The sequence below is a fragment of the Pelobacter seleniigenes DSM 18267 genome (genome assembly GCF_000711225.1).
GTDB classification, from domain to species: Bacteria; Desulfobacterota; Desulfuromonadia; order Desulfuromonadales; family Geopsychrobacteraceae; genus Seleniibacterium; species Seleniibacterium seleniigenes.
Genome location: NZ_JOMG01000002.1, coordinates 92,880 through 115,431 on the forward strand (window position 1 = coordinate 92,880; position 22,552 = coordinate 115,431).

Annotated in this window: 21 protein-coding genes and 5 tRNA genes; 3 read left to right on the forward strand and 23 right to left on the reverse strand. The window is 56.2% G+C overall.

From position 1 onward, the window contains the following. Positions 1-61 precede the first annotated feature (61 nt). From rplA to ispG, 18 genes are all read right to left on the reverse strand, one after another. The gene (gene rplA, locus N909_RS0103045) at positions 62-763 is read right to left on the reverse strand and encodes a 50S ribosomal protein L1 (protein WP_029911198.1); all 702 of its coding nucleotides are present in this window, start codon (positions 761-763) and stop codon (positions 62-64) included. 25 nt (positions 764-788) lie between these two features. Then, complete coding sequence (gene rplK, locus N909_RS0103050; RefSeq protein WP_029911201.1) at positions 789-1,211, reverse strand: 50S ribosomal protein L11; 423 nt, start codon at positions 1,209-1,211, stop codon at positions 789-791. A gap of 37 nt (positions 1,212-1,248) precedes the next feature. After that, complete coding sequence (nusG, locus tag N909_RS0103055) at positions 1,249-1,782, reverse strand: transcription termination/antitermination protein NusG (RefSeq protein WP_029911204.1); 534 nt, start codon at positions 1,780-1,782, stop codon at positions 1,249-1,251. Between the two features lie 19 nt (positions 1,783-1,801). Continuing rightward, the gene (gene secE / locus N909_RS0103060) at positions 1,802-1,987 is read right to left on the reverse strand and encodes a preprotein translocase subunit SecE (RefSeq protein WP_029911207.1); all 186 of its coding nucleotides are present in this window, start codon (positions 1,985-1,987) and stop codon (positions 1,802-1,804) included. Between the two features lie 39 nt (positions 1,988-2,026). Then, positions 2,027-2,103: transfer RNA gene (locus N909_RS0103065), tRNA-Trp, on the reverse strand. A gap of 34 nt (positions 2,104-2,137) precedes the next feature. Further along, positions 2,138-2,287, reverse strand: coding sequence for a 50S ribosomal protein L33 (gene rpmG / locus N909_RS25160; RefSeq protein ID WP_084167401.1), 150 nt, complete (start codon positions 2,285-2,287; stop codon positions 2,138-2,140). A gap of 64 nt (positions 2,288-2,351) precedes the next feature. Further along, positions 2,352-3,545 (reverse strand): elongation factor Tu, encoded by a 1,194-nt coding sequence (gene tuf / locus N909_RS0103070; protein WP_029911209.1) that lies wholly within the window; start codon positions 3,543-3,545, stop codon positions 2,352-2,354. A 127-nt stretch (positions 3,546-3,672) separates the two neighbouring features. Continuing rightward, a tRNA-Thr gene (locus N909_RS0103075) sits at positions 3,673-3,748 on the reverse strand. Positions 3,749-3,776: 28 nt separating this feature from the next. Next, positions 3,777-3,853, reverse strand: a tRNA-Gly gene (locus tag N909_RS0103080). A 120-nt stretch (positions 3,854-3,973) separates the two neighbouring features. Next, positions 3,974-4,058 (reverse strand) — tRNA-Tyr (locus N909_RS0103085). A 50-nt stretch (positions 4,059-4,108) separates the two neighbouring features. Continuing rightward, positions 4,109-4,184: transfer RNA gene (locus N909_RS0103090), tRNA-Thr, on the reverse strand. Between the two features lie 213 nt (positions 4,185-4,397). Continuing rightward, positions 4,398-4,982, reverse strand: a complete 585-nt coding sequence (locus N909_RS0103095; RefSeq protein WP_051689477.1) for a TetR/AcrR family transcriptional regulator — start codon at positions 4,980-4,982, stop codon at positions 4,398-4,400. 92 nt (positions 4,983-5,074) lie between these two features. Beyond that, positions 5,075-5,818 (reverse strand): 23S rRNA (guanosine(2251)-2'-O)-methyltransferase RlmB, encoded by a 744-nt coding sequence (rlmB, locus tag N909_RS0103100; RefSeq protein WP_029911215.1) that lies wholly within the window; start codon positions 5,816-5,818, stop codon positions 5,075-5,077. Next, the gene (gene pyrF / locus N909_RS0103105; RefSeq protein ID WP_029911217.1) at positions 5,818-6,549 is read right to left on the reverse strand and encodes an orotidine-5'-phosphate decarboxylase; all 732 of its coding nucleotides are present in this window, start codon (positions 6,547-6,549) and stop codon (positions 5,818-5,820) included. The genes rlmB and pyrF overlap by 1 nt, the downstream gene beginning before the upstream one ends. Before the next feature lie 6 nt (positions 6,550-6,555). Further along, a complete protein-coding gene (locus tag N909_RS23560; RefSeq protein WP_036682822.1) occupies positions 6,556-7,782 on the reverse strand; it encodes a DUF4388 domain-containing protein in 1,227 nt (408 codons plus the stop codon). A gap of 89 nt (positions 7,783-7,871) precedes the next feature. Further along, entirely contained in the window at positions 7,872-9,602 is a 1,731-nt protein-coding gene (locus N909_RS0103115; RefSeq protein WP_029911220.1) for a proline--tRNA ligase, read from the reverse strand. Between the two features lie 255 nt (positions 9,603-9,857). Continuing rightward, positions 9,858-11,042 carry a tRNA-queuosine alpha-mannosyltransferase domain-containing protein gene (locus tag N909_RS0103120; protein ID WP_245613566.1) on the reverse strand — a complete coding sequence of 395 codons (1,185 nt, stop codon included), beginning with the start codon at positions 11,040-11,042 and terminating at the stop codon, positions 9,858-9,860. Further along, positions 11,029-12,096 (reverse strand): flavodoxin-dependent (E)-4-hydroxy-3-methylbut-2-enyl-diphosphate synthase, encoded by a 1,068-nt coding sequence (gene ispG, locus N909_RS0103125; protein WP_029911225.1) that lies wholly within the window; start codon positions 12,094-12,096, stop codon positions 11,029-11,031. Before ispG ends, N909_RS0103120 begins: the two co-directional genes overlap by 14 nt. 195 nt (positions 12,097-12,291) lie before the next feature. Here ispG and rlmD point away from each other — a divergent pair, with 195 nt between their 5' ends. Further along, the gene (gene rlmD / locus N909_RS0103130) at positions 12,292-13,731 is read left to right on the forward strand and encodes a 23S rRNA (uracil(1939)-C(5))-methyltransferase RlmD (RefSeq protein WP_029911227.1); all 1,440 of its coding nucleotides are present in this window, start codon (positions 12,292-12,294) and stop codon (positions 13,729-13,731) included. Positions 13,732-13,816: 85 nt separating this feature from the next. Here rlmD and N909_RS0103135 read toward each other — a convergent pair whose 3' ends face one another. The 5 genes from N909_RS0103135 to N909_RS0103155 all read right to left on the reverse strand — a co-directional run bounded on the left by N909_RS0103135 (position 13,817) and on the right by N909_RS0103155 (position 19,995). After that, positions 13,817-14,764: an ABC transporter substrate-binding protein gene (locus tag N909_RS0103135; protein ID WP_029911229.1), complete on the reverse strand. Its 948-nt coding sequence runs from the start codon at positions 14,762-14,764 to the stop codon at positions 13,817-13,819. A gap of 50 nt (positions 14,765-14,814) precedes the next feature. Next, complete coding sequence (gene betB / locus N909_RS0103140) at positions 14,815-16,293, reverse strand: betaine-aldehyde dehydrogenase (RefSeq protein WP_029911231.1); 1,479 nt, start codon at positions 16,291-16,293, stop codon at positions 14,815-14,817. Continuing rightward, positions 16,286-17,947: a choline dehydrogenase gene (gene betA, locus N909_RS0103145; RefSeq protein WP_029911233.1), complete on the reverse strand. Its 1,662-nt coding sequence runs from the start codon at positions 17,945-17,947 to the stop codon at positions 16,286-16,288. Before betA ends, betB begins: the two co-directional genes overlap by 8 nt. Positions 17,948-18,042: 95 nt before the next feature. After that, on the reverse strand, positions 18,043-18,819 hold the full coding sequence (locus tag N909_RS0103150) for a FadR/GntR family transcriptional regulator (protein ID WP_051689478.1): 777 nt from the start codon (positions 18,817-18,819) through the stop codon (positions 18,043-18,045). A 267-nt stretch (positions 18,820-19,086) separates the two neighbouring features. Beyond that, entirely contained in the window at positions 19,087-19,995 is a 909-nt protein-coding gene (locus N909_RS0103155; RefSeq protein WP_029911240.1) for a LysR family transcriptional regulator, read from the reverse strand. A gap of 228 nt (positions 19,996-20,223) precedes the next feature. On the opposite strand from N909_RS0103155, the gene yedF reads away from it, so the two are divergent. Both yedF and malQ read left to right on the forward strand, forming a co-directional pair. Continuing rightward, positions 20,224-20,817, forward strand: coding sequence for a sulfurtransferase-like selenium metabolism protein YedF (gene yedF / locus N909_RS0103160; protein WP_029911242.1), 594 nt, complete (start codon positions 20,224-20,226; stop codon positions 20,815-20,817). Between the two features lie 212 nt (positions 20,818-21,029). After that, entirely contained in the window at positions 21,030-22,538 is a 1,509-nt protein-coding gene (gene malQ, locus N909_RS0103165) for a 4-alpha-glucanotransferase (protein ID WP_029911245.1), read from the forward strand. Positions 22,539-22,552 lie beyond the last annotated feature (14 nt).

Genomic DNA, 22,552 nt, shown 5'->3' on the forward strand with positions numbered 1-22,552 from the left:
CATTAAACGTTGTGTGCCTGCTGTCTTTGACTTAGAGCAAAAAAATCGATCAAGTAACGAATTACTTGATTAAAGCTTGAATCTGCGGAATATCAAGAGTGATCCCCGCACCCATTGTACTCGACAACGAGATTTTTCTCAGGTACGTCCCTTTGGCGGTGGAGGGTTTGGCCTTGACCAACACATCCAGCAAAGAGATAATATTTTCTTTCAGCTTATCTGCCTCAAAGGAAACCTTCCCAACCGGGGCATGAATGATCCCGGCTTTTTCTACCCGGTATTCGATTTTACCGGATTTGGCTTCCTGGACAGCACGGGCAATATCCATGGTCACGGTGCCAACTTTCGGGTTAGGCATCAAGCCACGCGGCCCAAGGACCCGACCGATCTTACCGACAACACCCATCATATCCGGTGAAGCGATTGCGGTATCGAAATCAAACCAGCCGCCCTGAATTTTTTCCGCAAGATCTTCAGCACCGACAAAATCAGCACCGGCAGCTTCTGCTTCCTGAGCTTTTTCGCCTTTGGCAAAAACCAGGACACGGACTGATTTACCCAATCCATTGGGGAGCACAACAGCACCACGGACCATTTGGTCTGCTTTACGCGGGTCGACGCCAAGGCGGACACTCACGTCTACCGTTTCATCGAATTTCGCAAAGGCGCTTTTCTTAAGCAGTTCGAGAGCCTCGTCAAGCCCATACAGACGGGAACGATCGACCACCGCTTTTGCGTTTTTGATGTTTTTACCTGTTGCCATCTTTTATCTCCACTTTTACGCCGAATCAGGCGACTTCAATTCCCATGCTGCGGGCGGTACCCTCGATAATCCGCACGGCTGCTTCCTCAGAGAAAGCATTGAGATCCGGCATTTTCAAACGCGCAATCTCAAGCACCTGGTCTGCCGTCACCTTGCCGACCTTGTCTTTATTCGGAACCCCGGAACCCTTTTTCAGGTTGGCTGCACGCAACAACAGAACCGCTGCTGGCGGAGTTTTCGTGATAAAAGAAAAGGAACGATCAGCATAAACAGTGATCACAACGGGAATTATCAGTCCTGCCTGCTCCTGGGTTTTTGCATTAAAAGCCTTGCAGAATTCCATAATATTGACCCCGTGCTGACCGAGCGCGGGGCCGACCGGCGGCGATGGATTCGCCTGGCCGGCAGGGATCTGCAATTTAATCTGTCCGGTAACTTTCTTGGCCATTACTGACTCCTTAAGCGAACGAAACGTTCATTCCAGCCTAGCTGGTTTTTTCGACCTGTATAAATTCCAATTCAACCGGTGTCACCCGACCGAATATACTGACCATAACCTTGAGCGTGCCCCGATCTGGACGAACATCCTCAACCACACCAGTAAAATTGAGAAAAGGACCATCAACGACCCTGACCGTTTCACCAACCTCAAACTCAACCTTGGGCTTGGGCTTCTCGACCCCTTCTTCCATCCGGTTGGTAATCTTATCGACTTCCTCCGCCGGAATAGCCGGCGGATTCTGTCCGCCGCCAACGAAACCTGTTACCTTGGCAGTGCCCGTGACGACATGCCAGGTCTCATCGTTAAGCTCCATCTTGACCAGGATATATCCCGGAAAAAATTTTCGGGTGGAGGTTTTGCGCTCCCCCTTACGCATCTCGACGACGGTTTCTGAGGGAATCAAAATTTCCTCAAACAAGTCCTCAACCTCCATGGAGCGAATCCGCTCTTCGAGATTGAGCTTGACTTTATTTTCATACCCGGAATAGGTATGAACACCGTACCATTTCATCGCCATAACAACAGACTCTTCCTCCTCAGCCGAGGATCAGACGGATCAGGCGCGAAAGAACTATATCAACACCTCCGAGAAAGACCGCACAGAGCAAAACCAGTACGATAACGACAGTCGTCGATGCGTAGGTATCTTTTTTCGTCGGCCAAGTGACCTTCTTGAGCTCTGCTTTGACGTTGGCTAAAAACTCGTTAACTTTTCCAATCATCGATCTATCGGCCCCATAAATGGTGTTATTCGCAAAGATTGGCAGGCCAGGAGGGATTCGAACCCCCAACACCCGGATTTGGAGTCCGGTGCTCTAGCCGTTAGAGCTACTGGCCTACATGGTTAACCTTGGCCACTTCCAGACACGTCGTTACTTGGTTTCCTTGTGCGGCGTGTGTTTTTTACAGAAGCGACAATATTTACTGAACTCCAACTTGTCCGGAGTATTTTTCTTATTCTTTGTAGTCGTGTAGTTCCGCTGCTTGCACTCGGTGCAGGCAAGAGTGACAATGTCACGCATGACGCTTACCTCATAAAGCCCTCCCGGCTTGCACCGGGAGGGAGCTTTTCACTAAGAGACCTGATTACGCAATAACTTCACTGACCACGCCGGCGCCGACAGTACGGCCGCCTTCGCGGATTGCAAAGCGCAGTTCCTTGTCCATTGCAATCGGGGTGATCAGATCAACCGTCATTGCAATATTATCACCAGGCATAACCATTTCGGTGCCTTCCGGAAGCTCGACAATCCCGGTCACATCCGTGGTCCGGAAGTAGAACTGCGGACGATACCCTTTGAAGAACGGGGTATGACGACCACCCTCTTCCTTGGTCAGAATATAAGCCTCGGCTTTGAACTTGGTATGCGGGGTGATGCTGCCCGGCTTAGCCAGAACCTGACCACGCTCGATGTCTTCACGCTTGACACCACGCAGCAGAATACCGACGTTGTCGCCGGCCTGACCCTGATCCAGCAGCTTGCGGAACATTTCGACACCGGTCACGACCGTTTTGGTCGTAGCTTTCATGCCGACGATTTCGACTTCTTCCTGAACTTTGACCACGCCGCTCTCAACCCGACCGGTGGCAACAGTACCACGACCGGAGATGGAGAAGACGTCTTCAACAGGCATCAGGAACGGCTTGTCAACAGCACGCTCCGGCTCGGGGATGTAGCTGTCAACAGCGTCCATCAGTTCGAGAACTTTGTTCTTGCCGATCTCGTCATCGCGACCTTCCAGAGCGGCCAGAGCGGACCCGGCAATGATCGGAATATCGTCACCTGGGAAATCATAGCTCGACAGCAGCTCACGGATTTCCATGTCGACCAGCTCAAGCAGTTCTTCGTCGTCAACCATGTCGGCCTTGTTCAGGAACACGACCATGGCCGGAACACCAACCTGACGAGCGAGCAGGATGTGCTCACGGGTCTGCGGCATCGGGCCGTCAGCAGCCGAGACCACCAGAATAGCGCCGTCCATCTGGGCAGCTCCGGTGATCATGTTCTTGACATAGTCGGCGTGACCCGGGCAGTCAACGTGTGCATAGTGACGCTTTTCGGTCTCATATTCGACGTGGGCGGTTGCAATGGTGATACCACGCTCACGCTCTTCCGGTGCATTGTCGATCTGATCGAAAGCCTTGACTTCACCGCGGCCCATCTTTTCTGCGAGCACGGTGGTAATCGCTGCGGTCAGCGTGGTCTTGCCGTGGTCAACGTGACCGATGGTCCCGATGTTGACGTGCGGCTTTGTCCTCTCAAATTTTTCCTTGGACATCGTAGAACCTCCCTCTGTTGTCTTTACGTCTACTTAGTACTTTTTCGCTTAGCGACAAATTGTTGTTTACAAAACCTGTAAAAGAACCCACAAAAAAAACGAAACACAAAAATCCGCAGAAAGAAAATGGAGCCCACAACCAGATTTGAACTGGTGACCTCATCCTTACCAAGGATGCGCTCTACCGACTGAGCTATGTGGGCATACATTCTTTTCTGACGGAGAGGTAAATGGAGCGGGAAACGGGACTCGAACCCGCGACCCTCAGCTTGGAAGGCTGATGCTCTAGCCAACTGAGCTACTCCCGCCCAAACTCTACCGCTTATTCAATTGTGTGGTCTAAGACTCAACCACCAGCCCCTGGTCCAGTACTTACGGCGTCCGCCTCCTGAAATCCAGCAGCCGGGCTTTGTCCGGCAAGCTTTTAATGGTGGAGGGGGGAGGATTCGAACCTCCGAAGTCTCTGACGGCAGATTTACAGTCTGCTCCCTTTGGCCGCTCGGGAACCCCTCCAGGGGAACTTGCTTCTATTCTATTGTATCGGGCAAACCCGTTCAAGCAACTGGAGCTGGCGAGAGGAATTGAACCCCCAACCTACTGATTACAAGTCAGTTGCTCTGCCTATTGAGCTACGCCAGCACAAGACGGGCTTTATAACCTAGCCATTCGGCAAAAGCAAGGAAAAAAAATACTGTGTTTTTCCCGTTTGTTTTTTTCGAACAACAGCGCCGTGTTATAAAGCATCGGCATAGCAGTGTCAACACAGAAAAGGCCCTCTTTGAGCAGAACTGATCTTTTCTTTTGAAAGCCGGAGAACAGCAATTCCGACAGGCGTAGCCAACCCCCTTATATTCAGACACAAATTGCCCGCCAGCCGATCTCCACAAGAATATCGCAAATTTCCGGCAACGGCTGCGGCAAGACTCCTTCAAATCGCAACTCCGCAGCGCGCAACGTCACCCCGGTATAGGACAATCCGGCAATCATAAAATCCTTAACCCGGATTTCTCCAGCCGCGATGGCCTGCTTAAGATGCTCCTGCAAAAGCCGAAACGGCTCCGTCGAACACACAGGGGGGAGGTTATAGACAATTCCGCCATGCTGCATGAACAGCATGTACTTCATCATATTCGGTCGCTGTTCCGTTAACTCGCAGATCAGCTTGGTAAAAGTTTTCAAAACCTCATAGATGGACGTCCGACCTTCCAGACGATCTCGAAACATCTCGCTGAACTCCGCTACCGTCCGCCGATGAATCTCTCGGGCCAAAGCCTCTTTGTCGGCAAAATAACTGTAGATAGCACCAGTGCTGACCCCGGACTCCTTGACTATGGTCGGAATCGACACCCCACAGTAGCCCTTTTCAACAAATAGCCGCCGCGCAGTTTCGATAACCTTGTCAATTTTCTCATCCGGATTTATTGTCCGTTTTTTCACCTGGCCCTCCCGAGAAAGAATGTTCGTTCATTCTTTTTAAGCAAACTGCGCCGAGTTGTCAACTGCCTTGCCTGCTCCGCCCTCGTCTGCCCTCAGGCATGATCGTTCTGCCGGACGACCTCGAACAAAGCGATCCCGGCTGCGACCGACGCATTCAGGGAGGAGAGCGACCCCTTCATGGGAATGGCCAGCAACCCGTCGCAGTGGTTACGGATATTCGGCCGCAAGCCACTCCCCTCGCTGCCAACCACAATGGCAATATGGCCGCGCAGATCGGTCTTATAGATTTCTTCCGCGGTGTCCTCGCCGGCCAATCCATAACACCAGATAGCATGTTTTTTCAGTTCCTCTACAGTCCGGGCCAAATTGGTGACCTGACAGAGAGGCAAGTGGGCCAGAGCTCCGGCTGCGGTCTTCTCAACCACCGGGGTCACCGGACAGGACCGATCTTTGGCCACGACAACCCCGCTGCACCCGGCAATTTCGGCACTACGCAGAATGGCGCCAAAATTATGTGGATCGGTAATCCCGTCGAGAAGCAGAAAGAAGGCCCGTTGTCCACTGGCCCGCCAAGCGCTCAACAGGTCATCGAAATCCCGGTAAGCAAACGCGGTCACCCGCAGCAAAACCCCCTGATGGTGAGCATGCCCGGCCAACTGGTCGAGTTGTCGGCGCTCGCTGAAAGTGACCTTTAAAGTGCAACTGCGGGCCAGGGTGATCAGCTCTTCAAGACGGGCATTACGACTCTCGCGCACGACCATAAGTTCGAGGGGGGAACGACTACCGCCATGCAGGGCCTCGCGGACCGGATTGATTCCGTAGATCAGGTCACTCATCAACACTCAGCCGGCAGGGCCGCCTCGATTTCGGCGAGGATCGCTGCAGCGGCTGCTTGCGGGTCCGCAGCAGCGGAAATCGGTCGACCGATCACCAGTGCCGTCGCCCCGGCCTGAATGGCAGCGCCCGGGGTCATGACTCGTTTTTGATCGTCCAGGGCCGCAGTTGCTGGCCGCACCCCGGGAGTTACAATGGCGAAATCAGCACCACATGCGGCACGGATCAGCTCAATTTCCCGCGGCGAGGCGACAACCCCGTCAAAACCCGCCTCCTTTGCCAGCTTGGCCAAGCGTGGCACCATCACCTCAACCGGGTCGGTAATCCCGATTTCGCGAAGAGTTGCTTCAGTAGATGAGGTAAGGATCGTCACCGCCAACATGATCGGCCGGACAACCCCTGCCGCCCGGCAGTACTCGTTAACCTCGGCAACGGCTTGCCGCATCATCTCCGAACCGCCGAGGGCGTGCACATTGAACATGCCGACTCCGAGCCGACAGGCTTCCACCGAGGCTTTGGCGACGGTGTTCGGGATATCGTGATATTTGAGGTCAAGAAACACCTTACAGCCCCGGGTGTTGATCATCCTGACCACCTCCGGCCCGCAGCGGGTAAATAATTGTTTGCCGACTTTGAACAACCCGACATCCCGGTGCAGTTGGTCCACCCATTGGCAAGCGGTTTCGAAGTCATCAACATCAAGAGCAAATATGAGCTTTTCTCGAGCAGTCATTATGAATCAGTGTCTCCCTACCAGATGACGCACCTTGCCGGTGACTTCCTGAACCTTTGAAATCAGCGGCCGGGCTTGATCTGCAGCCAGTTCACGGCGCAGCAGCATAGTTTCCATATAGGCGACTTCACAGAGTGAGTCAGCCAGCAATTTTTCTCTGTCCCCTTCTTCCAGCCCGACCAGATTGCCGACGATCCGCTGTCCGTCCAGGGTCCCATCCGCCAACAGCTCGACATCCCGAAGGACAAAGGAGTAGGGCTGTGGCAGTTCGCGCAAAGACTCTTTCATCTCTGCGAGAAAACCGGATCCGTTGCTGTCGACACTGCTGAAAAGGGATTGAAACAATTTATTATAGATCGCCAGAATTTCCCCGAGTTCGCCAGCGACTTCCACTGCCGGGGTGTCTTCCATCCGCAACAGCTTTTTCTCGATCAGGCCATAGAGAATACGCAGCCCGTCGAACTCATGCAAACCGACCCGACGGAAGAGCTCCTTGGCCGACAGCTGCCCCGCCTGCGCCGCGCTCAACAAGCGCGCCTCGCCCTGGCTCAGGTCGACCCCTTCCCGACCGGTCTCTTTGGGAAAACTGTCCAGAGAAACAATCTTGCGCATGAACAGGGCCTTTTCATCCTGTCTGCGCAACCCTTCCATGATCAGGTTCTGGGTACTCATGGACAGGCGCAAAATCTGTTCCTGGTCAATCGCCCGTACCTGGAAGGAGAAACCGCCACAACCTGCTGCAAACAAGGCATAAACGATGTTCTCGACCTGGCTGCGGGCGGCCAGCCAGAGGTCCTTGGGCGAAACCGCCGCCTGTTCGACCAGCAGCTTGCCCAGGGTCTGATGCTCCGTGACCTGGGAGCGCACCAGGTTCAGGGTGTCGCGCTCAATTTTGCCCAGCGAAAACAGGACTTCGCCGATATCCTCACTGGTAAAGGTACTGGTCGCAAAAACAATTTCCCCCTGCTGGAAATAGAGGGACTTCTGGCCGCCTTCAAGTTCAATGTTCAACAGCCCAGTCTTGCGAAACATATTGAAGAAAGAGAGCAAATCAGCGACGGCTCCCGCTTCCAGAATACCGGCAAAAAGGACCGGGTTCTTAGCCTCCGGGCGAGCAAGAAAAACATGCTCCGAAGATCCAGAGACCGGACACAGCGGTTCCGTCCCCAGCGCCTGAACCAGACGGCCCGGCAGCTTCACGATTCCCGTTTTATCAATTTTCAACTTTTCCATTTAGAATAACCAGTTCAGGGGTACTTCAGAGCCCGGAGAAGACCTGGCGTTCTCCGGGGATAAATTCAGCCTTGCGGCTTATCTCATGATCACGATTTGGTGGTGACCTTAAGTGCCTCAACGACCAGTTGGTGAACCCGGCTGGTGATGTCGGCCAGAGGCACGATATCCTGCTCACCGCCGGCACGGCGCTTGAGTTCGACGTTGCCTTCCTTGAGGTGGCGGGCACCGACGGTGATCCGCAGCGGGATTCCGATCAGGTCCGCATCTTTGAACTTGATCCCCGGCCGCTCGTCACGATCATCAAGAAGGACTTCGACCCCCAGCTCCTGCAACTCAGCATAAATTTTTTCGGCGGCCTCACAAACCTCGGCGTCTTTGGGGTTGAGCATGGTCACCAGCACCTGGAACGGCGCCAGCGGCATCGGCAGCATCATCCCGTTTTCATCGTGATTCTGTTCGATGGCCGCCGCCACGGTCCGGCCGACACCGATGCCATAGCAGCCCATGACCAGCAGTTGAGCCTTGCCATGAGCGTCAAGCACGGTGGCGTTCATAGCTTCCGAATATTTAATGCCGAGCTTAAAGACATGCCCCACTTCGATACCACGCCAGCTCTCAAAAGCCCCGGCTTCGCAACGGGGGCAGGGATCGCCGGCCACCGCTTGACGGATATCGGCAAAACAGCTGACTGGGAAATCCCGACCATGATTGGCCCCGAGATAGTGGACATCCTCAGCGTTGCCCCCGACAACGAAATCGGCCATGCCCTCGATCTCCGCATCGGCAATGACTCTCAACTGCAGGCCGACCGGGCCGGCAAAACCGACCGGCGCGCCCGTAGCGGTCCTGACCACTTCGTCTTCAGCCAGCAGCGCCCAGTCGACGCCGAGGACATTGGCCAATTTGATGCTGTTCAACTCCCGATCCCCGCGCAACAGCACGGCAACCACCTCATCTGCCGAGGTCTGAACAATCAGGGTCTTGACCACCTGGCTGGGCGCGAGGTCGAGGAAATCGGCGACATCCTCAATGGTACGCTGGCCGGGAGTGTCGATCCGCTGCAGCTCGGCCGTGGCTCTAGCCGGCGTCTGCTGGCGGTAAACCAGTTCGGCTTTTTCGACATTGGCGGCGTATTCACAATGACTGCAGGAGACAATGGCGTCCTCGCCCGATTCAGCCAGAACCATGAATTCATGGGAGAAGTTACCGCCAATGGCTCCGCTGTCCGCTTCCACGGCCCGGAACTTCAACCCGCAGCGATTGAAAATATTCCGGTAAGCCTGATACATCTTCTGGTAAGACTGATCCGCCCCGGCATCCTCCAGATCGAAGGAATAGGCGTCCTTCATAATAAATTCCCGCCCTCTCATCAACCCGAAGCGGGGGCGGATTTCATCGCGGAACTTGGTCTGGATCTGATACAGGTTCAAGGGCAGCTGCCGATAAGAGCTGACCGTGTTACGAATGATGTCCGTAACCACTTCCTCATGAGTCGGACCCATGCAGAAATCGGCATTTTTGCGATCCTTGAAGCGCAGCAGTTCCTTGCCGTACTTCTCCCAGCGCCCCGATTCCTGCCACAGCTCCGCTGGATTGGCCATCGGCATCAGGCATTCGATGGCACCGGCCCGGTTCATCTCCTCGCGGATAATCTGCTCCATCTTGCGGATGGAGCGCAGGCCGAAAGGCAGATAGCTGTAAACCCCGGCTGCGGCTTTGCGGATCATACCGGTTCGCATCATCAATTGGTGACTGATGACTTCCGCATCAGCCGGAGTTTCCTTGAGGGTCGGCAAAAGGTATTGGGAATAACGCATGGGGAATCCTGTTCCTGATTATTAATCTGGTTATCGTTCAAAGACGGCAGGTTGCCGTGCTCATAAATTGCCTGGCGGCCAACTGCGAAACCCGCCGATCGTGAGTCTATTATTTAATATAGCAGACCATTGAAAGCCAGCCTGCCGAGGACAGGGACGCTCTTTTTCAACAATCTGATAGGATCGGCACCCTGATCCGGAAAGATCTGGCAGGAGTAGCGAAAACTAACCCGATTTTTTAAGAAAAGCAAGGTGCTAACAGCGCCGGGATCCCGAAACCGCCGGTTCTTCCCTGCCCTTAAGAATCAGTTGGACGAAAAAGTCATCATACTCTGCGCTCCGATATTGCCAGTCATAGTGCCTGACCTGATTCTGTAAATCAACGCCAGTCACTGGCCGAGGGTTCTGGCAGGCTGCGCTCAGGCGTTCGACCAGGTCGGCAAAATCGCGATACAGACAGCACCGGCCGAGACGGGCATCCAGGTGCTCGGGATAGGCCAGGCGTTCCGGCAACAGGGGCAGACAGCCGCAATACATCGCCTCAACCACACTGATCCCGAAAAAATCGTGGATCGACGTGACCGGCAGGATATCCGCCCGCCACAACCAGCCGGCATAGTCCGCCTGGCTCTCGACATAACCCCAGTGAACAATCTGTTCCGCGAGCCGGTCTCTGGCCAGCGCAAAGACCGCCGGCACCTCACGATAAGACTCTCCCAGCACGGCCAATTCGAAAGCGATCCCCCGTTCCTGCAGCGTCAGCAGTGCCTGGAAAAACTCCTCCGGGTTCTTGTCATACTCCCAGCGGTGATTCCAGAGTATCAGCGGCGGCCGCTCCGCTGCGCACTCCGTTGCCGCCCGCTCCGGATGCCAACGATCCAGGCGCCGCAGGTCGAGCCCCAGCGCCAGGGTGGAACTTTTGGCGCCGATCGCCGGCAGGGTCTCCAGCCCGTTGGGGGTGGGGAATTTCCCCAGAAAACCGGGCAGCGCTGCCAGAAAGGCGCGCCGGTGATAAGCGGAATTGAAGAGCACGGCATCGGCGGCCAACGCTGAAGCATAGTTGATAAAGCCGTAATGCATATCCCGCTGTAACGCCGGGTCGGCATCCGCTGGCGACCAGGGGTAAGTGAGCTGGTTTTCGTGACAGTACATGGCCGCCGGAGTTGTTGCCGTGACCGCCCGGGTCAGCGCCAGAAAGGTGGTCAGATCGAGCATGTCGCTGGCCAGCAACAGATCCGCCGGCCAGCCCTGGGCCAGGAAATCCCCGGCCAGGGTCACGGCGCCGCCATGCATCCGCCATTTCCAGTTGCGCCCGGCCAAGCCGAAAATCCTCACCTCATGCCGGCTGTGGCGGGCATACTCTTCGGCCCAGGCGGCGTGAGAACCGGTCAGAAAGGGCTCGAGCAGAGCGATCTTCATCCGCAAGTCAGCTTTTGCCACGTTCCTCAACCAGGCGCCAGGCTTCTTCGACTAAGGCGTCGGCGAGCTCCGCCTGCGGAACTTTGCGCACAACCTCGCCCTGTTTGAAAAGGATCCCCTGGCCTTGTCCGCCGGCGATGCCCAAGTCCGCTTCGCGCGCCTCCCCGGGACCATTGACGACACAGCCCATGACCGCAATGGTCAGCGGCAGGGGCAGGTTCTGCAGGCGTTGCTCGACCTCCTCGGCCGTGGCAATCAGATCGATCTGGCAACGGCCGCAGGTCGGGCAACTGATAAACATCGGCCCGCGTTCGCGCAACCGCAGGCATTTCAAAATTTCCCAGCCGACCTTCACCTCTTCCACGGGATCGCCGGTCAGGGAGACCCGCAGGGTATCGCCGATGCCATCATAAAGCAGGGCGCCGATGCCGATGGCACTTTTGATGGTCCCGCCCCAGGTGGTGCCGGCCTCGGTAATGCCGATATGCAGAGGGTAGTCAACCTGCCGGGCGAGCATGCGATAAGCGTCGACCGTCCTGGCGATATCAGAGGCCTTCATGCTGATCTTGATTTCGTAAAAACCCAGGTCTTCCAGAATCCGCACATGCCCGAGGGCGCTTTCGACCATGGCCGCGGCGGTCGGATGACCATATTTGCGCAGCAGCTCCGGTTCCAGGGACCCGGCGTTAACGCCGATGCGAATCGGCACCCCGCGTTCGGCACAGGCAGTGACCACTTCCTTCACTTTCCAGGCCGCACCAATATTCCCCGGGTTCAGCCTGAGACCGGCTACGCCGTTGACAACGGCGGTCAGGGCCAGGCGATAATCGAAATGGATGTCCGCAATCAGCGGCAGTGTGCAGCCGTTGCTGATCTCAGCCAGGGCGGCGGCAGCGGCCTGATCCGGCACCGCACAACGGACGATCTCACAGCCGGCACTGGCCAGGGCCTCGATCTGCCGGAGAGTGGCCGCAACATCGCGGGTATCGGTATTACACATCGATTGTACACTGACCGGGGCCGCGCCACCGACCGCGAGGTTCCCCAGTTTGATTTGCCGAGTTGAATGTCGCAATTTATCGCTCCATATATAGACAATGACAGCTGCCCGTTTTTAGCTTTCCCGGACATGCTGTCAGAGTAAGTTGAGAGTCGTTGCGCAGTCTATCCAACTTATCCGTTCCAGACAAGCCCGACAATGTTTGACACGGAGCCGGCAGCAAGGGTAAATTGCTGCACTTATGCATTGCACAAGGAGTCGATAGCAACCATGGTCAAAAGCAACCGAGCCAAACCGGGCAACAAACCCAGGGCGGCCAAACAAACCACCCCCAAGTCCAGCAAGGCGGAGCAACAGCGTCCGGCGCCCCAGACTCTTAAACTCACCATCGAACGGCTCGACAGCGAGGGGATCGGGGTTGCCCCATACGAAAACAAAACCGCTCTGGTGCAGGGGGCATTTCCCGGCGAAACCGTGGTGGCCCAGGTCGAGCATAGCGGCCGTACCCATATTTTCACCAAACTGCAGCGAGTGCTGCGCAACGCCCCGGAGCGCACTGCCAAGATCACTTGCCACAAAGAAGCGGCCTGTCTCGGCTGTGCCCTGATCAGTATGAAATATGCCGCCCAACTGGATTTCAAACAGCAGCGGTTGGCGACAGCACTACAGCAGGTCGGGCTGGGGGAGGAAATCGTTGTCCCAGCGGTGCTTGAGGCCCCGGAACCCTTCGGCTACCGAGCCAGCGCCAAGCTGGTCTTTGCGCGAAAACGGGAAAAAATCATGATTGGCCTCTACCAGCGGGGCAGCCATGACGTCATTGATTGCCCGGACTGTCCGGTTCACCACCCGCTGATCAACAAGATCGCCGCCATTGTCAGGGACGAAGTCCAGCGCCAGAAAATTTCCGTCTACAGCCCGCAGCATCAGAACGGTCTGTTACGCTACCTTATTATCCGGGTCAGCCCGACCGGCAACAAGGCCCTGGTCACCTTTGTCTGCAGTCATCGCGATCTCCAGCAACTGCCCAAGCTCGGCAAATGGCTGACCCGCAGAGCCCCTGAAGTCATCGGCATCCACCAGAACGTCAACAGTTCGACCGGCAATGTCATTCTCGGGACCGAGACCTACCAGTTGCATGGCATGCCCGATCTCATCGAACAGGTCGGCGACATCAGGCTGCGAATCGCTCCGGAGGCATTTTTTCAAGTCAACACCCGCCAGGCTGCGCGGCTGTATGCCCTGGTCCGCGAGTGGGCCGGGTTGACCCGCCAGGATTATGCCATCGATCTGTTTTGCGGCATCGGCGGGATCGCCCTGCACCTGGGGCAGGACGCCGGGCAGATTGACGGCATCGAGTTTGTTGCGGAAGCAGTACGGAATGCGGAGGAGAATGCCCGGCTGAACAGCATGGCCCACTGCCGGTTCTACGCCGGCGACGCCGCCCTTGAGTTTCAGAAGCTGACCGGTGGCGTCCGCCAGCCAACCCTGGTCACCGTCAACCCACCGCGCAAAGGCTGTACGGAAGAGTTACTGCGGGCCATCTGCCAGGTCAAACCGCCGAAACTGATTTACGTCTCCTGCGATCCCGACACGCTGGCCCGCGATCTGCGTTTTCTAACAGCCCACGGCTTCCGAATCAAAAGGATCCAGCCGGTCGACATGTTCCCGCAGACCGCTCACATCGAAACCGTGGTAGAGCTGAACAGCTGAGCACGCTTCGCACCCAAGGTTAAACAGTCAGCCCGACGGGGCGGTCCGGTTCCTCTCCGGCCGCCCCGTTGCTGTTTTCACCAAGTTAATGCTCTTGCAGATATTTTTCCAAGGCAGGCAGACCCGGTCGGCCGTCGCTGGTGGTGACCCCTTGTAGCCAACCGCGATAAACGTCTGGATGCTGCTTGATCCAGGCCAGCCCGGCTGAAGCATGATTAAAACCGTGGTCATCATGGAGCAGTTGGGAAATTTCATTCATCATGTCGATGGGAAAGACAAAGTTTTTCAAAAACCTGGTCACATTCGGATGGTCCTCGGCAAACCCTTTACGGACATTCGTATAAACGGTCGCGGTTCCATTATTCTTGCCAAAAGTGTCCGCGGTACTGCCAGTCAGGTAAGTCATATCGATGAGCTGATTCATATAGTGGGGTGACCAGCCCAGGAATACGATCCACTTCCCTTCGCGCACAAAATTCTGCACTTCGGTCAGCATGATCGGCTCGCTGGTCGCAACCACCTTGAAATCGCCGAGGCCGAACATATCCTCATCGATCATATGTTGAATGATCTGGTTGCCGTCGTTACCCGGCTCGATTCCATAAATCTTATGGTCGAGCTTATCGGTAAATTTAGCGATATCGGCAAAATCCTTCAGCCCGCCGGCCGCCACATAGGAGGGAACCGCCAGGGTATATTTGGCGCCTTGCATATTGGCCACCAGCTGCTCAACGGTTCCCCGTTTGAAAAATTTGTTGGCAATTGTCTCCATGGACGGCATCCAGTTGCCGAGGAAAATATCAGCGTCCCCGGAATCCATGGCCTGGTAAGCGATGGGGACGGAAAGATTGCTGCTCTTGACTTTATAGCCGAGGCTTTTCAGAACCAGCTTACCCAGTTCGGTTTTCACGGTGACGCCGGTCCAGCTGACATTGGCAAAGCGAATCTGCTCTGCGGCCAGGGCTGTTCCCGACAGGGACAGGGAGATAGCAGCAAACAAAACAATGAGTCTCTTAAGAGACGGGTGACACATGACATCCTCCATTCAATTGAAATTGCAGTCCGGAAAATCCGGACATTTGGTCAGCTTCCGAACCAGTTCATGGCCGCGGGCCGCTGATTCCGGAAAATATGCTTCACTTCGGTATACTCTTCCAGGCCGAGCCGACCGAGCTCACGGCCGAGTCCCGACTGTTTAAAGCCGCCCCAGGGCGCCTGGGTGAAATAGACATTGAAATCGTTGATCCAGACCGTGCCGAAACGCAGGGCCTTTGCTACCCGCTGCATCCGCCCTGCATCGCTCGTCCAGAATCCTGCGGCCAGACCGTAAATGGTGCTGTTTGCGCGTTCCACGGCTTCGGCTTCGCTGCGGAAGGACTCGACCGTGACGACCGGCCCGAACACTTCCTCCTGGACAATACGCATATCGTTACGGCAACCGCTGAACAGGGTCGGGGCGTAGAAAAAACCGGCTTGCAGTTCCGCATCCTCCGGACGATGGCCACCCAGTTCCAGCTGTGCGCCTTCGGCCAGACCGATGGCGACATAGCCCTCCACCTTGGCACGGTGTTCCGCGGAAATCAGCGGCCCCATCTGGGTCTGCTCAGCAAAGCCGTCACCAATTTTGATGTTGGCCATCCGCGCCTTGAGGCGGGTCACAAACTCGTCGTGAACAGGCTCCTCCACCATCAGCCGGGCCCCGGCCGAACAGATCTGGCCGGCATGGAAAAAGACCCCGTTCAGCGCCTGGTCCACGGCTACCTCAAGGTCGGCATCGGCAAAGATGATGTTGGGATTTTTACCGCCCAGTTCCAGGCAGATTTTTTTGACATTGCCACTGGCGGCCTGAATGATCTTCTTGCCGGTGGCAATCCCGCCGGTAAAGGAGATCAGATCGACATCATGATGCTCGGCCAGTTCGGCGCCGACCGTTGCGCCGGGTCCGAGCACCGTATTGATCACTCCCGGCGGGAAGCCCGCCGTAATGGCCAGCTCGGTGACCCGCAGGGTGGTCAGGGGAGTAATCTCACTCGGTTTGACCACCACGGTGCAGCCAGCGGCCAAAGCCGGCGCAAGCTTCCAGGCGGCCTGCAACAGCGGATAATTCCAAGGCGATATTTGCCCGCAGACCCCGACCGGTTCGCGCACCAGCAGGCTCTCCGTAGCCGGCAGCGGTGAACTGATCACCTCGCCGCCGTCCTTGTCTGCAAGACCGGCGAAATAGCGGAAGATCCCGGCGATATCGTCCATGTCCCAGCGACTCTCTTCCAGGGTCTTGCCGGTATCGAGGCTCTCCAGGGTGGCAAGCTGCTCTCTCTCAGCCTCGATCAGGCCCGCCAGCCGCACCAGCAGTGCGGCCCGTTCCACCGCCGGCCGCGTGGGCCAGTCCGTGTGATCAAAGGCCTGCCGCGCAGCCGCAATGGCCGCAATGGCATCGCGCCGGTCGCCTTCCGCCACCGTTGCGATGACCTTCTGGTTGGCCGGGTTGATAATCTGCCGGGTTTGACCGGAAGCCGCAGCCACCCAGGCGCCACCGATATACATGCGCTTGAGTTCAGTCATGAGTCGCCCCCTCGCTCTGATGCGTATAGAACCCTGCGGCAGAAGGAGCTTCCGGGGTATTGCCGAGAATTAGGTCGGCGGCCTTTTCGGCAACCATCATCACCGGGGCATAGATGTTGCCGTTGGTGATGGAGGGGAAGATCGAAGCATCGACCACCCGCAGGTTTCCGACGCCATGCACGCGGAGCTCCGGATCGACCACCGCCATCTCATCCACCCCCATTTTGCAGGTACAGCTCGGATGGTAGGCACTCTCCCCTTCGCGGGCGACGAAATCAAGAATCTCTTCATCGGTCTCGACCTGTGCGCCGGGAGCCAGCTCCGCACCGCGCAGATGATCGAAGGCCGGCTGGTTGATGATGTCTCGCGAGCAGCGAATCGCCTCAACCCATTCCCGCCGTTCCTGTTCGGTGGACAGGTAGTTGAAGAAGATTTCCGGATACTGGGACGGCTGGGTTGACTTGATTTTGACGTGACCGCGTACATCCGAATTCATAGGCCCGACGTGTAGTTGGAAGCCGTGCCCCTGGGCTGGCGCCGAACCGTCGTAGCGAATGGCGATGGGCAAAAAGTGAAACTGCAGATTCGGATATGCAGCCCGGTCGTTGCCGCGAATAAAACCCCCGGCTTCGAAGTGATTGGTGGCAGCATCCCCTTTGCGCCGGAACAGCCAGTCGAAACCGATCTTCGGTTGATTGTACCACTTCAGGGCCGGGTACATGCTGACCGGCTGGGTGCAGGCGTATTGGACGTAGAGTTCCAGGTGATCCTGAAGGTTCTGGCCGACCCCGGGCAGATCCGCCACCACATCGATGCCCAGCTCGCTCAGCTCGGCGCCGTTGCCGATTCCGGACAGTTGCAGTAATTGCGGTGAGTTGATGGCACCACCGCAACAGATCACCTCGCCGCCATAGGCGCGGCAGAGACTGTTCCCCTTCTTATATTCGACCCCGATCGCCTTCTTGCCGTCAAACAGCACCTTGCTGCCCAGGGCATGGCACTGGACCTGGAGGTTAGCCCGGTTTTTGACCGGATGGACATAGGCCCGCGCGGCATTGTGGCGTCTGCCCCGGTAAATATTCTGATCGAACTTGCCGAACCCTTCCTGCTGAAAACCGTTAACGTCTTCGGTCAACGGATAACCGGCCTGCTGCACGGCCTCGAAAAAGGCTTTGAACAGCGGATTGTCGCATTCCGGGGTCGAGATGTTGAGGGGGCCGTTGGAGCCGTGATAGGCATCGGCCCCCTGCAAGCGGGTTTCGAATTTGCGGAAATAGGGCAAACAGTGGGCGTAATCCCAGTTTTCCAATCCTTCGTTAGCTCCCCATTTTTCATAATCCAGGGCATTGCCACGGATATAGATCATCCCGTTGATGCAGCTGGAACCGCCGAGGACTTTGCCCCGCGGCTGAGCAATGCGGCGATTGTGCATGTGGGGCTCGGGGGCCGACTCGTAAAGCCAGTTATAGGTCTTGTCGGTCAGCAGATAAGTCAGCGCGGCCGGCATATGGATGCGGAAATCAAGCCGGTAATCCGGTTTACCCGCTTCCAGAACCAGTACTCGGGTTTTCGGATTGGCGCTCAGCCGATTGGCCAGGACACTTCCGGCTGATCCGCCGCCGACAATAATGTAATCATATGTTGCATTCTTCATCTGTTGCTCCCTACCTTTACTTTTAAACATGTGAAGATCCTTGACGGTTCTCCGTTTGGTGGTGACCGGTCCGCGCCTTCCCCGGCAGCCCGGGGTTAATCTGTCGCGGGGGAAATAGCGTCCATTAATTCCGAGCCCTTGGGCTGCCGTCCGTGGTGCACTTCGACACAGTCGCGCAGCAGGGCGTAGTGAGAACTGACCGATGCCAGGGCTCGCAGCGGTTCGTTGGCAGCGATGTGATGTGCGGTTTCACACCAGTTGAGAATGGTTTTCCGGCGGAATTCCAGGTCGTCATAAAGTGCATAGTCATGAGAGCTGAAACCGAGTTGCAACGCGCTCATGATCCACTCGAAAATCGGGTTGCCAGTCATCCTGGCGAGCCGGATATTGAGTTCACGATCGATCTCCGCGAGCATTTCCATAGCGGGATGCGAAGCCTCGATGAATTCCCGCAACTGTTCGGTTTTGGCAACCAGTTGCTGCTTGTCCCCGGCACTGCCGCGGGCAATGGCCAGCATCGTGATCGTGCGATCCAGGCTTTCCCGAAATTCGGCGATATGTGCGGTGCCGATATGATTCTGTTTGAGAAACAAGGCCAGCGACTCACTGACATTAGCCACTTCGATCTTCTTCACGTAAGCCCCGCCGCGGGCGCCTTTGCGAATCTCGATCAGGCCCTTCTGCTTCAGCGCCCGAATCGCCTCTCTAATCACTCCGCGGCCGGTCTGGAACTGGGCCTGCAATTCCCGCTCGCTGGGCAGACTCTCTCCCGGCAGAATTTTCTCACCCAGAATGGCTGCTTCTATCTGCAAAGCGACATCTTCGCCGGCGCGACCGACCTGGGCCGGGCTGAATAAATATTTATCATCCATACAAATTTCATTGGTCCTACCATTGCTGGCTTATCATGGGTTTTATGCCAAAAAAAAAACAAAATTCCGCTTAAATGGTAGGACCAAACTAAGCGTTATTTTCTGACTTGTCAACCTCAGGGGGGAAATTTTGCCGGTCAGGGTACAGAGTCGACCAACCGGTTGGTGCTCTAAACTCGGAAAAAGAGCCCTTATCGGCAGAGTAAGCTCGGGTTTGGGCAGCGGCTTGCGGAACGGGGAAAAGGTCGATATTCAGGCGAATTTTGACTAGAACGGGGACGGAACATCCATCACATTGAAAATGCAGCGCACAAAATCCTGCAACAGCGGTTCCTCCTCGCGCCCTTTTTCAAGCACGATGGTGCGCTTGCGTGTTTGCGGGAAATCCTTGACGTAGTGAGCAACCATCTGCCCGGTTTGCAGGTACTCACAGACCAGGCTTTTGGATAAAAAGGAAATACCGCCGCCGGAGAGGATGGTCTGGCAGGTCAGGCGCAGATCGTCGGAGGTAATAACTCCGGCAAAATCATCGAGCTTTCTGCCGCGCTCGGTCAAGCCCCGGGTGATCAACTGTCGGGAACTGCAGCCTTCCTTACGGGCAAACAGGCACATGCCGAAGAGCAGATTCAGGTCGATTTCAGGAGCGGGCAGCCCCAGTTTGGGAGCACTGACAAAGACCAGTTCATCCTGAGGCAAAGGATAGGTTTTAAAAAGACTCAGGTCCGCCCCTTCGCAGTGTTCGACAATGGCGATATCAAACTCCTGACGCATGATCCCTTCCAGGGCCTGGTCGGGGCTGTGCAGCAGAAATTTCAAATCCGCCGGAGAGCCGCTTTCCAGCATAAAGCGGTTCAAAACCCCGGGCAGATAGACGGTGCCAAAGGTCGGCGTACAGCAAAAGGAGACCTTCTGTCGCTCCTTGATGCGTTTCAGCTTGCGCAGCATGGACGCTTCGATATCGAGCATCCGACGGGCTTCTTCCAGCACGATTCCGCCGGGAGAAGTCACCCGCAACGCCACCCCGGAACGCTCCAGCAGGACATAACCGAACGCGTCCTCAAGATATTTGATACGTTGGGACACTGCCGATTGAGTCAGGTGCAAACTCTTGGCGGCTTTGGAAAAGCTGCCCGTCTCGACCACGGTCACCAGGGTTTTCAGGTAGCGCGTATCCATTCGGAAATCCAAATATAAAGAAACAACCCTATTAGTTGTCCTAATATAACCATTAAAATGATTTGCTTCAACAGAATTATCGCCCGCCCCCAGCCTGCGGGAAAAGTTTTTCCCTGCAGACCATTATCGGTAAATATTACCCGACCGATTGAATTCTCGGGGGTGATGTTCTAGAGTGAATGGGCAGAGCCTTTCACCTGAAGACAGTAACCACAGAAGGACAACCCGATGATCAAACTCGACTACAGTCAGCAAAAATGCCCCTATCCGGTCATTGAGACCCGCAAACAGATCCTTGCCCACCCGGGAATTTCCCTGGAAGTCCTGGTTGGCGATCAGGCCGGTCGCGACAACGTCTCCCGCCTCGCTGAAAAAATGGGTTATCAAGCCAGCGCGGAAACAGCCACAGAGGGGTTTCGCCTGACTCTCACTCCGGCGGCAGCAACCGAATCGGTTGGGGAAATCCCGGTTGTCGCCTCGCAAAAAGGGAAAACCGTCATTTACTGCGGCAGCGACCGCATGGGCAGTGGCGCTGATGAATTTGGTCGGGTGCTCATGAAGAATTTCCTCATGACCCTGCTTGAAATGGACCCGTTGCCGGATCTGGTGCTGTTCGTCAATAGCGGCATTCAGCTGACCACCACCGAGTCAGAAGCCCTGGAAGCTCTGAAAAAGCTTGCCGATAAAGGGGTTGACCTGGCCAGTTGTGGACTTTGTCTCGATTATTATCAGAAAAAGGAACACCTCAAGGTCGGCCGGGTCACCAACATGTATGAGATGGTCGAAGCCCAAACCAAAGCAGCCCGGGTTATTACTCCTTAACCAGCCGGTCTGTTGCGCAACAGCATGCCGAGCCCGTTGAGGGTTGCACTCCAAGTAATGGCGGTTCGTCAAGTCATTGCCTGGGTGAGGTCGGGAAAACTCCTTTTCCCAGTCCCGCTTGAGAATGTCCGGGACGGATTTTCTCAACAACCTGATCAGGGTACTAATATTCTCCGCTTCAGCACGATTTAAGCCAGGACAGGAAGAAATTCATGCTCAGCCAACGTCGCAGCGGTATCCTGCTTCATCCGACTTCGCTCCCCGGCTCCCAGGCCGTCGGCTCGCTGGGCCGGGAAGCGTATCAATTCATAGACTTTCTCATCGCCGCGGGCCAATCGGTCTGGCAGTTGCTGCCCCTTGGTCCGACCGGCTTCGGCAACTGCCCCTACAGTTCGTTTTCAGCCTTTGCCGGCAACCCATTACTCATCAATCTGGAACTCCTGGCGGAAGCCGGGGACCTCGACCAGATCATTCCGCAGGCGGTGCCCAGCGAATTCGTCGGTGCTGACTACGATACGGCGGTTAAACAGCAGCTGCCGTTATTGAAGCAAGCCAGCCGGAACTTCAAAGCCGGGGCCAACGAGACGCGCCGCCAGGCTTTTGCCGACTTCTGCGCCCGGCAACGCTGGTGGCTGGATGATTATGCGCTTTTCGAGGCTATCCGCCGAGACCGTAATTTTGTCCCCTGGCAAGACTGGCCGCAGCCGCTCCGTCAGCGCGAAGCAGCGGCCCTGCAACAGGAAGCCACGCGCCTGCAGGAGGCCATTTTTGAGCAGCAATACCTGCAGTTCGTCTTTTTTGAGCAATGGTTCGCGCTGAAGAAGTATGCCAACAGCAAAGGAATCTATATTTATGGCGACCTGCCCATTTTTGTCGCCGAAAATTCCGCCGACCTCTGGGCCCACCGCGAGCAGTATCTGCTGGATGACAATGACCGCCCCACCGTCGTTGCCGGAGTGCCCCCCGATTACTTCAGCCAAACCGGCCAACGCTGGGGAAATCCGCTCTATAACTGGGAACAGATGGCCACCGACAACTATGCCTGGTGGTTGTCCCGTTTCCAGTGGAACTTCAGCCTGTTCGATCTGATCAGAGTCGACCATTTTCGCGGCTTCTCCGCCTGCTGGACCATCCCGGCGGACCAACCCACAGCCGAGCACGGCTACTGGGTTGAAACCCCCGGCCGGCAATTGTTCAGCACCCTGCGCGACACCCAGGGAAAACTGCCAATCGTTGCCGAGGATCTCGGCATTATCACCCCGGATGTCGAACAGTTACGTGATCAGTTTGAATTTCCCGGCATGAAAATTCTGCAGTTTGCCTTTGACTCCGATGCCAACAACCCTTACCTCCCCCACAACCACGTTCCGAATTCGGTCATCTACACCGGTACGCATGACAACAACACCAGCCTCGGCTGGTGGAATCATCTGGAACCGGCCGCGCGCCAGCGGATCGCCGACTATCTCCTGCAGGAGCAGGTCCAAATGCCCTGGTTGCTGGTGCAAACCGCGTTGTCCAGCGTCGCCCGCCTCGCCATAATCCCATTGCAGGACATCTTGTCGTTAGCTGAGGAACACCGCATGAACACTCCCGGGACCGCAGAGAATAACTGGCAATGGCGCTACCAAAGTGCAGAATTGACACCGGCTATCGCCGACCGCCTGAAGCAGGCTTCTCATTTATACGGACGTAATCTGTGCAATCCCACAGAAATTTGAGTTCCCGGGTTCTC

Excerpts from the sequence above, each read along its gene's own strand:
- rplA (WP_029911198.1), bottom strand. The coding sequence starts at position 763 with ATGGCAACAGGTAAAAACATCAAAAACGCAAAAGCGGTGGTCGATCGT.
- rplK (WP_029911201.1), bottom strand. The coding sequence starts at position 1,211 with ATGGCCAAGAAAGTTACCGGACAGATTAAATTGCAGATCCCTGCCGGC.
- nusG (WP_029911204.1), bottom strand. The coding sequence starts at position 1,782 with ATGGCGATGAAATGGTACGGTGTTCATACCTATTCCGGGTATGAAAAT.
- secE (WP_029911207.1), bottom strand. The coding sequence starts at position 1,987 with ATGATTGGAAAAGTTAACGAGTTTTTAGCCAACGTCAAAGCAGAGCTC.
- rpmG (WP_084167401.1), bottom strand. The coding sequence starts at position 2,287 with ATGCGTGACATTGTCACTCTTGCCTGCACCGAGTGCAAGCAGCGGAAC.
- tuf (WP_029911209.1), bottom strand. The coding sequence starts at position 3,545 with ATGTCCAAGGAAAAATTTGAGAGGACAAAGCCGCACGTCAACATCGGG.
- rlmB (WP_029911215.1), bottom strand. The coding sequence starts at position 5,818 with ATGAGTGACCTGATCTACGGAATCAATCCGGTCCGCGAGGCCCTGCAT.
- pyrF (WP_029911217.1), bottom strand. The coding sequence starts at position 6,549 with ATGACTGCTCGAGAAAAGCTCATATTTGCTCTTGATGTTGATGACTTC.
- N909_RS23560 (WP_036682822.1), bottom strand. The coding sequence starts at position 7,782 with ATGGAAAAGTTGAAAATTGATAAAACGGGAATCGTGAAGCTGCCGGGC.
- N909_RS0103115 (WP_029911220.1), bottom strand. The coding sequence starts at position 9,602 with ATGCGTTATTCCCAATACCTTTTGCCGACCCTCAAGGAAACTCCGGCT.
- rlmD (WP_029911227.1), top strand. The coding sequence starts at position 12,292 with ATGGTCAAAAGCAACCGAGCCAAACCGGGCAACAAACCCAGGGCGGCC.
- N909_RS0103135 (WP_029911229.1), bottom strand. The coding sequence starts at position 14,764 with ATGTGTCACCCGTCTCTTAAGAGACTCATTGTTTTGTTTGCTGCTATC.
- betB (WP_029911231.1), bottom strand. The coding sequence starts at position 16,293 with ATGACTGAACTCAAGCGCATGTATATCGGTGGCGCCTGGGTGGCTGCG.
- betA (WP_029911233.1), bottom strand. The coding sequence starts at position 17,947 with ATGAAGAATGCAACATATGATTACATTATTGTCGGCGGCGGATCAGCC.
- N909_RS0103150 (WP_051689478.1), bottom strand. The coding sequence starts at position 18,819 with ATGGATGATAAATATTTATTCAGCCCGGCCCAGGTCGGTCGCGCCGGC.
- N909_RS0103155 (WP_029911240.1), bottom strand. The coding sequence starts at position 19,995 with ATGGATACGCGCTACCTGAAAACCCTGGTGACCGTGGTCGAGACGGGC.
- yedF (WP_029911242.1), top strand. The coding sequence starts at position 20,224 with ATGATCAAACTCGACTACAGTCAGCAAAAATGCCCCTATCCGGTCATT.
- malQ (WP_029911245.1), top strand. The coding sequence starts at position 21,030 with ATGCTCAGCCAACGTCGCAGCGGTATCCTGCTTCATCCGACTTCGCTC.